Annotated in this window: 16 protein-coding genes; 8 read left to right on the plus strand and 8 right to left on the minus strand. The window is 44.4% G+C overall.

Annotation, left to right across the window (positions count from 1 at the left end; genetic code table 11):
- The 7 genes from ABS766_RS16370 to ABS766_RS16400 form a co-directional block, all read left to right on the plus strand.
- Nucleotides 1-1,181 (plus strand): hypothetical protein (locus ABS766_RS16370; protein WP_408086277.1); only part of this gene is annotated, 1,181 nt, incomplete at its 5' end.
- On the plus strand, nucleotides 1,150-1,851 hold the full coding sequence (locus ABS766_RS16375; RefSeq protein WP_408086278.1) for a PRTRC system protein B: 702 nt from the start codon (nucleotides 1,150-1,152) through the stop codon (nucleotides 1,849-1,851). The genes ABS766_RS16370 and ABS766_RS16375, both read left to right, overlap by 32 nt.
- On the plus strand, nucleotides 1,851-2,636 hold the full coding sequence (locus tag ABS766_RS16380) for a PRTRC system ThiF family protein (RefSeq protein ID WP_408086279.1): 786 nt from the start codon (nucleotides 1,851-1,853) through the stop codon (nucleotides 2,634-2,636). The genes ABS766_RS16375 and ABS766_RS16380 overlap by 1 nt, the downstream gene beginning before the upstream one ends.
- 497 nt (nucleotides 2,637-3,133) lie before the next feature.
- Nucleotides 3,134-3,694, plus strand: a complete 561-nt coding sequence (locus ABS766_RS16385) for a hypothetical protein (RefSeq protein WP_408086280.1) — start codon at nucleotides 3,134-3,136, stop codon at nucleotides 3,692-3,694.
- On the plus strand, nucleotides 3,675-4,388 hold the full coding sequence (locus ABS766_RS16390; protein WP_408086281.1) for a hypothetical protein: 714 nt from the start codon (nucleotides 3,675-3,677) through the stop codon (nucleotides 4,386-4,388). Before ABS766_RS16385 ends, ABS766_RS16390 begins: the two co-directional genes overlap by 20 nt.
- Before the next feature lie 155 nt (nucleotides 4,389-4,543).
- On the plus strand, nucleotides 4,544-5,113 hold the full coding sequence (locus ABS766_RS16395) for a Crp/Fnr family transcriptional regulator (RefSeq protein ID WP_408086282.1): 570 nt from the start codon (nucleotides 4,544-4,546) through the stop codon (nucleotides 5,111-5,113).
- A 77-nt stretch (nucleotides 5,114-5,190) separates the two neighbouring features.
- Nucleotides 5,191-5,925 carry an SDR family NAD(P)-dependent oxidoreductase gene (locus ABS766_RS16400; RefSeq protein WP_408086283.1) on the plus strand — a complete coding sequence of 245 codons (735 nt, stop codon included), beginning with the start codon at nucleotides 5,191-5,193 and terminating at the stop codon, nucleotides 5,923-5,925.
- Between the two features lie 415 nt (nucleotides 5,926-6,340).
- Here the strand turns inward: ABS766_RS16400 and ABS766_RS16405 are convergent, their stop codons facing one another.
- Nucleotides 6,341-6,667, minus strand: a complete 327-nt coding sequence (locus ABS766_RS16405) for a winged helix-turn-helix transcriptional regulator (protein WP_408086284.1) — start codon at nucleotides 6,665-6,667, stop codon at nucleotides 6,341-6,343.
- Between the two features lie 115 nt (nucleotides 6,668-6,782).
- Between ABS766_RS16405 and ABS766_RS16410 the strand changes: the two genes are divergently transcribed.
- Nucleotides 6,783-7,556 (plus strand): SDR family oxidoreductase, encoded by a 774-nt coding sequence (locus ABS766_RS16410; protein ID WP_408086285.1) that lies wholly within the window; start codon nucleotides 6,783-6,785, stop codon nucleotides 7,554-7,556.
- Between the two features lie 68 nt (nucleotides 7,557-7,624).
- On the opposite strand, the gene ABS766_RS16415 is transcribed toward ABS766_RS16410, so the two are convergent.
- The 7 genes from ABS766_RS16415 to traJ form a co-directional block, all read right to left on the minus strand.
- Complete coding sequence (locus ABS766_RS16415) at nucleotides 7,625-8,194, minus strand: dihydrofolate reductase family protein (protein WP_408086286.1); 570 nt, start codon at nucleotides 8,192-8,194, stop codon at nucleotides 7,625-7,627.
- 72 nt (nucleotides 8,195-8,266) lie between these two features.
- Nucleotides 8,267-9,001 carry a DUF6597 domain-containing transcriptional factor gene (locus ABS766_RS16420; RefSeq protein WP_408086287.1) on the minus strand — a complete coding sequence of 245 codons (735 nt, stop codon included), beginning with the start codon at nucleotides 8,999-9,001 and terminating at the stop codon, nucleotides 8,267-8,269.
- A gap of 752 nt (nucleotides 9,002-9,753) precedes the next feature.
- Nucleotides 9,754-10,644, minus strand: coding sequence for a conjugative transposon protein TraN (gene traN, locus ABS766_RS16425; protein ID WP_408086288.1), 891 nt, complete (start codon nucleotides 10,642-10,644; stop codon nucleotides 9,754-9,756).
- 15 nt (nucleotides 10,645-10,659) lie between these two features.
- Nucleotides 10,660-11,973, minus strand: a complete 1,314-nt coding sequence (gene traM, locus ABS766_RS16430) for a conjugative transposon protein TraM (RefSeq protein WP_408086289.1) — start codon at nucleotides 11,971-11,973, stop codon at nucleotides 10,660-10,662.
- A 26-nt stretch (nucleotides 11,974-11,999) separates the two neighbouring features.
- Nucleotides 12,000-12,233 (minus strand): hypothetical protein, encoded by a 234-nt coding sequence (locus ABS766_RS16435; protein ID WP_408086290.1) that lies wholly within the window; start codon nucleotides 12,231-12,233, stop codon nucleotides 12,000-12,002.
- Between the two features lie 10 nt (nucleotides 12,234-12,243).
- Nucleotides 12,244-12,867: a conjugative transposon protein TraK gene (gene traK, locus ABS766_RS16440; RefSeq protein WP_408086291.1), complete on the minus strand. Its 624-nt coding sequence runs from the start codon at nucleotides 12,865-12,867 to the stop codon at nucleotides 12,244-12,246.
- Between the two features lie 20 nt (nucleotides 12,868-12,887).
- Nucleotides 12,888-13,424 (minus strand): conjugative transposon protein TraJ (traJ, locus tag ABS766_RS16445; protein WP_408086292.1); only part of this gene is annotated, 537 nt, incomplete at its 5' end.

Consider the following 13,424-nt stretch of genomic DNA (forward strand, 5'->3'; position numbering starts at 1 on the left):
ATGCAAAAGATAATAGCGGGGCAGTTACGGCTGCCCCAAAACAAAAGGCAAAAGCTGCTGCACAAAAACGCAGGCGAATTCCTGATGGGCTTGCAGCGCAGGAAAGACACCGCCGAAGTGCTTGCCGACCGCCCGAGGTCAGCCCCTGCGGGGCTGCTGTCTATGGTTTTCTGAAAACCCGTTTCCTGCCCCACTACACGGGGCAGGCAATCGCAGGCGGTACAGAAAAGGAAGATTTTTACCGCAGCTTAAAACTGCTGTGCGAACATTATAAGGTAAAACCTGTGGACACTACGGCGCTTGCCTATCCCTACGGCAGGGAGGTTGCCCTGCACGAAGCCGCGCGGCTGCTCAATGAGAAATATTCCCAACATATTGGTTTGGAACTGTTGGAGCATAACGGCAGCTTTGTAATTCAGGCTACAGAAACCTGTTATACGGGTAACACGCTGTTCTATATTCCTGTACTACCCCTGCATTATATGATGCAGGACAAGAAGTACCGTAAAGGCGCACGGCTCTTGCTATGTGTTTTCAGCTACCTGTTTCATATGGTAAATATCCCGTACTATACTGAGGACAGCTTTCTGTACTGGCAGTATGAAATGGTATCGGAATGGGTACAAAACGACCCCGATGATTGGGAGCAAAAAGATTACAATGACTATGTAAGCCAGTTACGGGCTGCACAGCATTACGGGGAAACCATGCTGCGCAGAATTTGGAATACAACACACTTTGACCATTTTGGGGAATGGCTCAAAGCCTTTACGCCCTGTAATGATTTGGACAGGCAATGCCAAAGTATCGCCCATAAATTTTACCAATTGTGGCAGGACTACCCTGAAACCTCCATCTACGAACACGCTGATACAAGCTGCCTGCCCGATTATGAAAACGACGACTTTGATGATGATGAATGCATTACGATGGAAAAATACGTCGGGTTTGTAGCCGATACCGAGGGATGGCTGTATGAAAATGTACAACAATCGGTAAATGCCTACTTTAATGAAAGCACCTCCAAACAAGAGCCTGTACTAAAACGCTTCTTTGACGGGCAACCGCAGGACAACGATACCCTCAATTTTGAATGCCGTTTGTTCCCACTCCTGAATGAATTGTGCTACCTCTTAAACAACTACGATTATGACACCAAACGTACAACTCTACCAGCCTAAAGCAGCCCTCGTGGTTTTTACCACAAGTGGTTTTGCCGCCCCGTATATCGAATATTATGATATGGACGAAACAGGCTGCCCCGTAAACCCGCACCCGCTTACGGTCAGGGAAGCGCAAAGCCTTGCCAAAGCCCTTGATACCCGAGAGCAGGCAGGCAAGGCATTCCTGCGCCCCGAGGGCATACTGCCTGCGAGTGTGCTGCACCTTGACCCGTCCGCTAACGGCAGTGTGGTATGGTATACCAAACCCCAACGCCAAAAGCTGTACTTTGCCGAAAGCCTGGGATTGAATAATGGTAGGGTTGCCCTGCCTGCGCTCGTGTGGAAAGCCACTAAAAAGGAACTGCAAATATTTGCCCTCAATGGCAAAACCAAGCCCAAAGCCGAAACCCCGTTATTCCACGCCCCGTTTTTTAACCTCTACCAAAAGGGCAATGTGTGTATGGGTAATGTAAACGTTGCCATTAAATCGGCTGCCACCTTAGAGGAATTCATTACGGCATGGCAGGGGTATTTCTTCGGGAGTTATTTCTCCCACCATATCAACGAACACAACCCTGTAGGCGTAAACCTGTTTAACCTTTACAAAGAACTGATGGCAGACACTGAAAAGCCATTCCCGACCGATACCCTGAGAACCACACCGCTAACCCTTAGAAATTTATTGTAATGGAAACGAAAATAAAAGCACACTTTACCGCACCCGAACTGCTAAACCCGACCAACCCCATAACGGTCTGCCTGATTGGTGCAGGCGGTACAGGCTCGCAGGTGCTGACAGGCTTGGCACGGATGTCGCACAGCCTACAACAGTTGGGACACGCAGGCTTTCAGGTCAGCCTGTGGGATGATGATGTAATTACGGATGCCAATCGTGGCAGGCAATTATTTGCAGAGTGTGAAGTCGGGTTATCTAAAGCAACCGCCCTCATTACCCGTACGAACCGCTTTTTTGGCACAGCGTGGAGAGCCGTTGAAAAGCCTTTTACCGTTGATACAGCAACGGGAAGGAATGCGATTTATATTTCCTGCGTGGACACCGCAGCAGCCCGTTTCGGGATAGCCGAAGTGTTGGACGATTTGGATTTAAGTACGTACCGTACCGATACGCCCCGCTATTGGATGGACTTCGGTAACAGTAAGGACACGGGGCAGGGTATCCTCTCCACAATCGGCAGTATTAAACAGCCTGCTTCGGAAAAGTTCACACCTGTGGGCAGCCTGCCACAGGTTACACAAGAGTTTGCGGAACTGCTAAGGCAGGGTGACACCGAAAACCTGCCGAGCTGCTCCCTTGCAGAAGCACTCGAAAAACAGGATTTGTTCATGAATTCGGTTTTGGCTCAGATGGGATGCAGCTTGTTATGGCAGCTACTCAGGCAGGGAATGACTACCGAAAGGGGCTTCTTTGTGAATTTGGGGAATTTTCGCAGCCAACCGTTAGCGGTTGGCTGATTAACCCGCATTTTCAGCTTAAAAAGGCAATCCCTCCCTATGGTTGGGAACGCCTTTTTGCGTTTGAAAGCGGATGCGCCTGTCAGGCAACAGCATCGGGATAAACCCTGCTGCATTTGTCCGGCAGGCGCGTTTGGTTTTGCCGCTGCACCAACATCGGGTTTCATATATCGCTGTCTTTCCTTCGTTTATGAAGGTAAACCAATACCCGGCAATTGGTTGCAATTTGCCGGATAGTGTACGGTTTCTGCTTGTAAGATATGGCTACACCCGTTATACATTTGAAGGTATAACCATTAAAAATTTTACTTATGGCTACACCAGTTAATTTTAAGGGACTGAACCATTACGCAACCGGTAATGCAGCCCTTCACAGTGAAAAAGACGGGATGATCCTGGAAGGCTTTAAAAATTCCTTTGACGGGATTACCATTGAGACCAATGGCGCAAAACAATGGGAACTCACCTTCAACCCGGTGGAGATTAAAAAAGAGGACGTGTTTGGCATTTCCTACAATGCTCTGGATGGACTAAAAAGGGTTAAAACGGTGGCACAATACGCTATAACCTACAGCCCCGATGGCAAATATGCCTACTTGGCGGTCAATAGCCGCCTGGAAGGTGACAAAATTGAGCTGGAAGGGATGAAAGATGGCAAAGAAGTATTTAAAGAAGTTTATGACAAACCAGACGATTTAGACTGCAACTGGATTGTTATTGCTATCTTAGTACTCGCAGCAGTATCCGTTGTCGCTTCTAATGTGGATTATGAAAATGAAAGGACGGTAGTAACCCATCCTAACGGCACGAAGACAGTAACGGTCAGGACCAAGAAATCGTTCGGGGGCGGCGGTGTCGTACAGCCCGTAGCCAAAGCAGCAGGTACCAAACCGGAGCCCGGTAAAGGGGAATACCCATTTGACCACCTGTACATAACCTCCGAGCGCTGCTATACCGAAGATTCGGCGGATGAGTTGGATGGTCCTATTTCTCAGGTTATATTTACACCGAAAGTATCAGAACAAATTTATATTACGGATGAAGTTTACAGGATTTAAATCATTAGCATATTGCGTACGATTTTTGCCGCTGGCCACAGCCCTTGCTATTTTTACAGGGCTGTCAGGCTGCGGGCAAAAGAAAACGGCTGCTGAAGAAGGTGACGCCATTTATAGTGATGGCCGTGAGTGGACCTATAATGTCACGTTTAACGATTCGACAGGTACTGTCCTTAGTAACTGCACCCTAAAATTATCGGTGGGCAGCTCCAGTGTCGCATCGGTACTAGCCGGACAGAAAGGGATTACCTATAACTATAATAACTGCGATTCTTCCCAGTCCTTCGAAGAAACCACGGGTGTGGACGAAAGTGCGGAAGGCATCTTTTTACATCCACCCAGGCTGGGCGCTTTTGCCTTTACCGAAGTAGTCCCTTTCCCCAGGATTAACTATCCGCCGGAACTGATCAGCTCCTCCGAGGTGGAGCTGACGGTTAGGAAATCTGCGTTTAAGCCCGCTGAAAATAAAACGTTTCAGCATACTATTGAAAGGACCGTAACCAATACCCTGACATTTAAAAACAGCAAGGTTGTATGTTATGTGGTAGAGGGCCGAAACACCAACTATATACAGGAGATTGGGCAGTACAAAGGCAAGTACTGGTTCAGTCCGAAATATGGTTTTGTACGACTGCTGTACTATAAACCCGACGGTTCTACAGTGGACTTAGTTTTGGCAGATACTAATTTTTAAGATTGCTCGTCTTACTGAAGCTCCAGGAGCACATTGTGTTAAAAAATTGACGCATACTTCGGGCAAGGGTATGATATTCGTTTGTTATTTAATAGATTTTATAGCCAATACAATCTAATATATCATTTGTCTTATGGGAGTTGTAACTTTGCAGCATGAGTGAATTTATAAATTTCTTGTTGCAATTTGGAAATCTTGACCAGCAACAAATAGACCTAATCAAAAGTAAATCAACTAATTTACTTCTCGAAAAAGGTGACTATTTCTGGGAAGAGGGAAAAAGTTCAAAATACGTCGGGTTTGTTGTCAGTGGGATTCTCCGGGTTTATTACTGTAACGATAAGGGTGATGAAATTACCCATTATTTTGTTGAAGAAAATCATTGGCTTTCGGACTGGGATAATCCGGCTAAAAGCGTTAACGCTATTGCAAACCTGCAAGCAAGTACAGACTGCTCATGTATCGTTTTCTTAAAAAAAGACTGGAATGAATTATTAGATTGTGTTGTTGAATTAAATAACATCATCCAAAAAATAATTATAATGCATAAGTCAAAAAAGTTAGAAAGGCGAAGTGCATTGATTTCAGAAGACAACACTGAACGATATCTTTCATTTTTGGAACAATATCCCAATGTGGTGAATCGTATTCCACTGTCCTATGTCGCATCTTATCTGGGCATGCGACAGCAATCTTTAAGCAGGGTGAGGAAGAATATACGCTAATCGCTTTTTCACAAATGTGAAAAAACTTTATTTCTTATTGTATCAAATTTGTAGTGTTAAACTTTTAAATAAAAAATATGAAAAAAGTATTCATTACAGGAGCCAATAAAGGTATTGGATTTGCTACAGCACGACATTTTTTGCAAAAAGGCTTTTATGTATATCTTGGCTGTCGTAGCCAGGAACGGGGTTTGGAGGCCTTGCAGCTGTTACAGTCCGAAGGATTGACTAATGCTGAAGTTATACTAATTGATATTAGCCAAGATGAGTCTGTAAAAAATGCGCGAATCCAACTTGGAAAAAAAACTGCTACGCTGGATGTGTTAATCAATAATGTTGGTATTACTGGAAATATGCCGCAAGATGCGCTTAATGCCACAGTTTCAGAATTGGAAAAAGTGCTCAATACCAATTTATATGGAACATTACGGGTAACTCAGTCTTTTACAGATTTGTTGGAAAGATCGCAAGAACCACATATTATTAACATCAGCTCAAGTATCGGATCACTTACGCTTCATAGCGACACCAGTTGGAAATATTACGAAAATGCCAATATTTTTATGGTATATGCTATTTCAAAGGTCGCACTAAATATGTATTCCATTTCGCTGGGCAACCAACTTCCAAAGTTCCGGGTTAATGTAATCGATCCCGGATTTATAAAGACTGACCTTACAAATAATCAAGGCAGCGGCAGCCCTGAAGAAGCTGCAACTACTATTGTAAATACAGTACTGGACAAAACTGTGCCGACAAAGAAATTTGTAAGCGAAGATCACGATTCAGAAACAAAAGAATGCCCGTGGTAAAATTTGTGAAGATGAAAACGGAACAATGAGAGTGTCGGGACCTGTTGGTTATACTTATCAATCAACCTTTTAAAGAAGGGCTTTCTTTGATCTGCTCACATTATATAAAGGGAAAGCACTGGGGTGAATCCGGTGCTTTCCATTTTTTTTCCTGACCGGATTGCTAATCTAATGCCATCAGTTCAGTCATACATTTTGATGCTCTAATCACGTAAATTTTGAAGAGAGGTTTCACGAATTGCTTCACGATAAAATTTACATTTTTTACTGAATAGAATTCAAGATATAAAGTAACTATACATGCTTCAGACGGAAATACGCGGTTAGTCATACACCATTTAAAAATGAAAACAGATGAAAGCCGAAATACAATTTTCAGACGGTGCTAAAAACCCAGGAAATATCAAGGTGGAGTTTAACTAATATACTCAAGTCCCCACTTATACAAATCGTTAATAATCGGTTCTAACTGCGCTCCCTTAGCAGTTAAAGTGTACTCTACTGTAGGGGGTACAGTCGCATAAACATTTCTGACTACAATTCCATTAGCCTCCATATTTTTCAATTCCTTTACTAACATCCTGGTATTAATACCAGGTATCAGCCGCTCCAGTTCACTAAAACGCTTTGTTCCGGGAAATAAAGCGTAAATAATAGACATAGACCATTTACCACCAATTACACCCAATATTTCCTGAAGTGCACATCGCTCATCATTTTTTTTTATTTTTTTTTCTTTCATAGGTCCCTGATATTGTTTAATCCTTTACTCTGTGTCAATACTGTACATACGTGTAACTACTTTCAAAAGTAAAGTATTGTGTTTTACTTTGCAACTCATTTAAAAAAAAATAATCATGGATAATACTTTTAAAGGCCAGGTTGCTTTAGTAACCGGCGGAACAAAAGGAATTGGTAAAGCAATTGCAGATACCTTAAGTAGTAAAGGTGCCATCGTAGTAGTTACTGCACGAACTGCGCCTAAAGAAAACACAGAACGTCAACATTTCATCGCAGCTGACCTCTCTCAGCCGGAAAGTGCTGAAGCTATTGCCAAAGAAATACTTGAAAAATATGGCAGGATAGATATCATTGTGAATAATGCAGGTGCAAACCTGGGTCCGGGCGGCGGCTTTAGTACGCTTTCTGACGAGCACTGGTATAATGACTGGGCATTAAATTTTATGTCGGTTGTACGGATCAACAAAGCATTAGTACCAACAATGATTGCCCAACAATATGGTGTAATTATTAACATTTCTACGGGAGCAGCCAAGCAACCGATATGGGAAATGACAATGTCGTACTCTTCTGCCAAGGCGGCACTAAACATCTATAGCAAAGCGCTGGCGAGCGAATTAGGCCCTAAGGGTATACGCGTAAATGTAGTATCGCCCGGTGTTGTAAAAACACCCTTGATGCTCGAGTTTATTGAAAATATTGCCAAGACATCAAATAGTACCATAGACGATGCATTTCAAGGAATTATGGATAAAGTTGGCGTCCCGCTGGGCAGGATGGCTGCGCCGCAGGAAATTGCTGAACTGGTGACATTCCTTGCCTCTCCAGAGGCGAAATATATTACAGGCAGTAACTATGCTGTAGATGGTGGCGCTTCACCGACAGTGTAATACTAGTATTGCAGTCTGATATTTATATATAAAAGCGACATTGCCGTCCAATGTCGCTTTTTGTCTTTCTATAGGGTCTCAGGGACTATTGTTGGGGGTATTAAGTCATTTTTCCGCCTATAGTGCAATTGCGCCAATCCCGTTTCAAAAGTTTTTGACGTAATGAATTCAAGTGTTTGTTCAGGTCTTCCGTCTTTAAATAGCCTGGTGCCATTACCTAATAAAACGGGTATTACTGAAATTATTAGCTCATCGATTAAATCGTGCTGCAGTAGCTCATTGATCACCTCAGCACCACCATCGCAATAGATGTTCTTACCCTTTTCCGATTTTAATCGGCTAATTAACTCCACCAAATTACCTGTATAGAAAGTAGTTCTGCCTATTTTTGGCCTTGCAGTTCTTGTTATAACATAAACATCCCTTTCCCCATTGTCGTAATGAGAAGCTCCAACTTCTTTAAGCACATAATCATAAGTTCTCCTACCAATAATAATGGTGTCAATTTTGGCCACAAACTCTGCATAGCCGTAATCTTCACCTTCTTTTTCTACAAGTTTCAGGAAGCTAAGGTCGTCATTCGGTTTTGCAATGTACCCGTCCAGACTCATTGCAATGAAAAGTGATATTTTACGCATCTGTTTAAAATTTTGGATTTTCTGCAAATGTACTTCCAGCCACATAGTCACACTTTGTAAAAATCCGACAAATTAAAGTAGTGACGGTGAAAGTCCCGTAATTCTCCTGACCTCATTACTCAGATGGGAATGGTCATAGTAACCACAGTCATGTGCAATATCCAATAAGCTGCGGTCGTGCATGGATTTTCTGATCATTTTTAAAGCATGCTGAAACCGAATGATATTGGAATACTCCTTAGGTGATAATCCAATGAGCTTTCTAAAATTGCGCTCAAGTTGCCTTGCGGTTGTGCAATTTCTTTTTGACAGTTCATCAATGCTTAGTAGCCCGTTCGCCGCATGGACATCATTTATAACAGGTTGTAATAAATTGGTTTTGCTCTTTACTCGTTTGCAATAGAATTGGTCAAAATATGTGAAGGGGTTGTCACGTAGTTTATCAATGTCAAATGAATCGGATCTTTCAAATTCAACGGTATTGTTTGTCAACTCATCTTGTGAAGCATAGCGATAGAAATTGGAAAAAGTTGCAGGTTTCAGGCATACTCCTGCCAGATGGGTAGTGTTGTCAATAAAGCTGTCTTTAAACGAATGCATTGCCCCAACAACATAAGTTTTACCAAACTCCATAGTAAACGAGCCGTTATCGGTCAAACATTTATCTCCCAAATTGATAAGTATACCAGCACAGCCATCCGGAAAAACGCGTTCCAGTTGTTGCTCTACCCCGTATCCTTTTAGTTCCCAATAGAAATGAATTAAAGGGGCTAATTCTTTGTTAGGCTTTATCTTCTTGTACTTCATTGGTTTCCGTGTGCCACTCGTTACAATGGACATTTAAATTACCTTCTGCTAAATATAATAATATCTCATTCTTGCGCAGCACATATTCAATACAAATGACACTACTATGTGAATTATCTTAATTGATGAGAGGTTCGCATCAATGGTTTTAGGTGTTTTTGCCGCGATGGAAACAGATCGTACAGTACTGCCCCTTAGTATAGTGGCGTTACGTACCTTGGTAATTATCATTGTTTAAAATAGTTCTGGATTTGCTCAAACTCTATAAAAGCAATCAGTTCCGTCATACACTGATTTTTAAATCCTCTGAAACATGTAAATTTTGAAAGGGGAATTTCCGTTAATTGCTTCACGGTATAAATCTCTACACTGGAAAAAAAATTCAGCATTCTTTTACTGAAACGAAAGTCGCTTTCTAAAAGCTGCATCTGTAGTTTCGCATCAGGGTTTACCATGTCATTTCATTTTGATGAATACTGGTAAGTGTGACCCTGCAGTGTTAGTTCGATTCTTTCCCTGCCTAAAAAATTAGGCGCAGGCCACCACACTTACGGACACTGAGGCACTGGTATACCTAGACTTCGCATAAGCGAGCGCCCACGCCGTAGCATGAGCGTCTCTACTTAGCCTCGAAGTCTTTAAAAATTACCAGTTTTCAGTGACGAGACTTAAAGCAAAAACACTTTAAGATTTTCAATATTTACACAAAGATAGAAAGGTTTGCTTTCCTGTGCAATGCCTTTTTCTCCTGCCTATAATTTAAGCTTAAGCTTTTCCAGCGGCTTCGCCCGGACCAAATCTCTGTTCTTTACTTTCAGTATTTGTGACCTGCCGCCATTTTTTTCATAGGCTTCAATCAGCAGTACCTGTCCCTCGGATAGGGTAAATATATCTAACAGGTAGATATTGCGCTCCGTTGTTTGTCCGCCTACCGCCAACAGTGGCCTGTAGGTGCGTAAAGGGTCGAGTGCCTTCTGCTGCATGACCGTCCTTTTGGCTACTTTACGGTCGGCAATGGTAAAGGTGATAAAATCCGTCTCAAAAGGCACATACGTATCGTTCTCCAGTTCGATGTGGAAGTAATACTTGCCCTGATGGACATAAATTCCTTTCAGCCTGAAGGTCATTCCGTAACTGTCAGATTTTATGTTCCTAATCTCTTTCTTATTATCCTTGTACAGCGTTTCCATAAGCAGCCCTGTCAGCGAAGCCGGGCTGCCCAGATCCTCGAACTGTACATCCGCCGACTGTTTACGGCTTACAGCACGGCCCGCCCTGGCCAGGTTATAACTCATTTCCACCGGAAGGCTGCTGTAGCAGACATTAAACCCGTAAAAATGACCGTCATCCGTGATGACAGAAAAATTGGTCTCTTCAGTAAACTCCTCCACTGCTGCTTTAACACGCAGGACATTATCGGCATCGGCAGCTTTGCCCGCAACGATATAATCGCTACCGAGGTCCACATAACGGATACCTGAAGGAAAGATAATATGGGAGGTTTTATCATAGGTCACCTCCATGCGGTAGGCAGGTATAGAGCCAAGTGCCAGCGTTTCGGACTGCCTGCCCTGTCCTATAGCGGCTATGGGGCTAACCATCAGGAGTAGCCTCAATACGTAATGTATACATAGATTTTTCATGATCATAATTTTATATTATTGCGTTTTCGATACTAAAAATACCTGGTGGCCGGACTTCAGGGTTACCTTCTGCGCCTTCACCTTTTTTGAGAAGTATCCTGAGACCCCCTGTATCAGCCCCCGGCTGGCATCCGCTACCACCTGCTGGCCTGCCGAACGGTTAATAGTAAAACTGCCCCCGGCGGTGTTGCCCATGTTGGCAAGGGTGCCGTTTACCGCTGAAACTTCCGGGGAATAGGGTATGTTCAGGCCCTTTTGCCCATCCAGGTCATATACCTCAAGCTTCACCGGGAGGATGCTACCCTTAATTTCAAGCGATACCACCGTCAGTTGCAAGCGGCTGGACTGGAACTTGGCAACAGCACTCAGGATAGTGCCCCTTGGGAGGACTACGCCCGCGATACGGGCCTCCTGAAGCAGCCGAAGCTGTACATTGCTCTCCGCGGTTACCTTACCGGTCTGGTGGACACATGCCCTGATGCTGTTGGCGGGAATCGTATTTTCTTCCGCCCCGGCAGCTGTTGTAAAACTGCGGAAGCCTGCATTGGCAAGCCGTGCCAGCTTCACCGAGTCATGTTGAGGTTGCTGCAATTGCGAAACTACAGAGTGCCTACCGGGATAAAGGGCCACAAAATCACCGTCTTCTTTATTCGCTGTATCCGGTGTTGTACTGCCGGTATCCGCAGTGGTACTGGCACCCGGAAAATATTTGGCTGCCATCTTATACGATTGTTCCATCAATGCCAAACGGTCATTCATGCTACGCCGCTTCGGGCTTTCCCGGGCTTCCAGCTTTTCTTTCAAAGCCTCATTTTCCTTTCGCAGGGCATCCTGCGCAGCCTCTGGCCTGTAAAAGGTATTCAGGGAACGCTGCATACTGCGGTAACTGCTAAGGGCAGCGTTACCGTTTGGTTTTGCTCCATTTGCTTCGTCGGTAGTACTATCGGATCCCGACGGGTCGGGGTATGAAGTAGCTTCAATAATACTATCCGATTGCCAATAATCCGAAAGGCTTATCATAGCCGCCCTTTTTTGCTGCTCCCGCTCCCTGAGCATTTCCTGTTCATACGCTTTCCCCTTATCGGTGGGAAGGCCATCCCCGGAGGCTTGGGGAACGGCAGCGTTGATCCCCGCCTTTATCTGTTCTGTCGCCTTGGTTCCTGAATCCTGTCCAAATATCAGGTACAGGCAAACCACGCAGGCCAGTCCCATTACCCCAAAAATGACGGGCTTCTTAAGGCGCTCTTTTGTAAAAGCCGCTTTCTCTGTTGTCGGTGGCGCCGTACCTTCGGTAACCTGCACCCCAATTTTCCTTTTCTCATTTTCCATTTGCTTGCTCTTTTATAGGTTGACATTTATTTCTTCTCCTGCTGTAATTTCACTACAGGTTTTTCAATATGTTCTATCGCTACTGTTTGGGCAGTGTTTCCGAATTGCCCAATGACCTGTAGGATTACTATAAGGGTTCTGATGCAGTATAACATAAAAGCATACCCTACCAGTTTGCGTTTCCGGGCAGCCGGCAGCTGCTTCCAATAGTCATCGAGGTTTTCCCTTTGTGATTGTACGGCTTTGATCAACTTGTCCATACTTTATCTCTTAGCGTTCCATAACCTCAACGTCCTTATTCTCCAGCACGCGGAACTGCTCTATATTGAACCCCTGCGGGTTCACATCCGAGCGTACCGAATTGACCAGCAAACAGGACGTTACCAGATTGCGCCTGGTTACATTGCTTGCCCTGATAATGTACTCACTGGCGTACGTACGGACTGTGTAGGGATACCTTTCAAAATTGCACTGCACGCTGTCCACTTCAATGCGCTGCTGCACGTTACCCGATATGATGCGGTTATAGTACCCTTTTTCCGATAGGTCTTTATAATAGTCAAAGGCGCTTTTATCGGCTAGGTTAAACGCCCTTTTCATGTTGCTTTCAATCGCTGCCTTATCCGGGGCGAGGGTAAAAAAGAGTTCGTGGAAGCGCCTCACGTGCTCCCGTGCCTCCACGGGCCGGTTGATGCTCGCATCCTGCGATAAGGCCAGCATCAGTGATTTACCTTGGTCAAGTACATATACTTTTTCACGTTGCACGCTCGCAAAGCGGTACGACTCGAATACCGCATAGCCTGAAATCCCAAGGCACAATACTGTAAACACAATGGCATACAGCCTGATCTGCCTGAAACTGTTCTCTATATTCCTTAATGTTTTAAATTCCATAGTTCCGGTTTTAAAAATGATTATTTGCTCATAAGCCTGCCGCCAATATTTCCTGTTACAGCCCCGGTTCCAGCACCCACCACATTGCCTGCTTTCTGTGTGGCCTGGTTGACGTTACGGGTATAATTTCCAGCCCCGCCTGCCTGTATGATCCAGCCGGTTACCGTAGGTATGGTAAAATATCCCACGATGCCGATGATCATAAAGATGATGTACACGGCATTGGAGGTATCCGGTATATAGCTTGGGTCAGACAGCATCTCGATATCACGCTCCAGGATTAGGGACTGTATCTTGGCCAGCATGGAACTGAACAGATCCGATACCGGCAGCCATAAATACACGCTGATGTACCGGGTGAACCACTGGGTCATAGTCGACTGAAAACCGTCCCAGACCGATATTGCAAAAGCGACAGGCCCTAAAATAGAGAGTACGATAAGGAAAAAAGTACGCAGGGTGTCAATGACCAGTGCCGCAGCATTGAACAGGATTTCCAACAGTTCCCGGAAGGCATTTTTAATATCCTGCTCCAGTTGGTACATGCCGCGTTCCAG

The organism is Flavobacterium rhizosphaerae, from assembly GCF_046000445.1.
Taxonomy (GTDB): Bacteria; Bacteroidota; Bacteroidia; order Flavobacteriales; family Flavobacteriaceae; genus Flavobacterium; species Flavobacterium rhizosphaerae.

Bases quoted from the DNA above. Each gene is read 5' to 3' on its own strand.
- ABS766_RS16375 (WP_408086278.1), top strand. From the start codon at position 1,150: ATGACACCAAACGTACAACTCTACCAGCCTAAAGCAGCCCTCGTGGTT.
- ABS766_RS16380 (WP_408086279.1), top strand. From the start codon at position 1,851: ATGGAAACGAAAATAAAAGCACACTTTACCGCACCCGAACTGCTAAAC.
- ABS766_RS16390 (WP_408086281.1), top strand. From the start codon at position 3,675: ATGAAGTTTACAGGATTTAAATCATTAGCATATTGCGTACGATTTTTG.
- ABS766_RS16395 (WP_408086282.1), top strand. From the start codon at position 4,544: ATGAGTGAATTTATAAATTTCTTGTTGCAATTTGGAAATCTTGACCAG.
- ABS766_RS16400 (WP_408086283.1), top strand. From the start codon at position 5,191: ATGAAAAAAGTATTCATTACAGGAGCCAATAAAGGTATTGGATTTGCT.
- ABS766_RS16405 (WP_408086284.1), bottom strand. From the start codon at position 6,667: ATGAAAGAAAAAAAAATAAAAAAAAATGATGAGCGATGTGCACTTCAG.
- ABS766_RS16410 (WP_408086285.1), top strand. From the start codon at position 6,783: ATGGATAATACTTTTAAAGGCCAGGTTGCTTTAGTAACCGGCGGAACA.
- ABS766_RS16415 (WP_408086286.1), bottom strand. From the start codon at position 8,194: ATGCGTAAAATATCACTTTTCATTGCAATGAGTCTGGACGGGTACATT.
- ABS766_RS16420 (WP_408086287.1), bottom strand. From the start codon at position 9,001: ATGAAGTACAAGAAGATAAAGCCTAACAAAGAATTAGCCCCTTTAATT.
- traN (WP_408086288.1), bottom strand. From the start codon at position 10,644: ATGAAAAATCTATGTATACATTACGTATTGAGGCTACTCCTGATGGTT.
- traM (WP_408086289.1), bottom strand. From the start codon at position 11,973: ATGGAAAATGAGAAAAGGAAAATTGGGGTGCAGGTTACCGAAGGTACG.
- ABS766_RS16435 (WP_408086290.1), bottom strand. From the start codon at position 12,233: ATGGACAAGTTGATCAAAGCCGTACAATCACAAAGGGAAAACCTCGAT.
- traK (WP_408086291.1), bottom strand. From the start codon at position 12,867: ATGGAATTTAAAACATTAAGGAATATAGAGAACAGTTTCAGGCAGATC.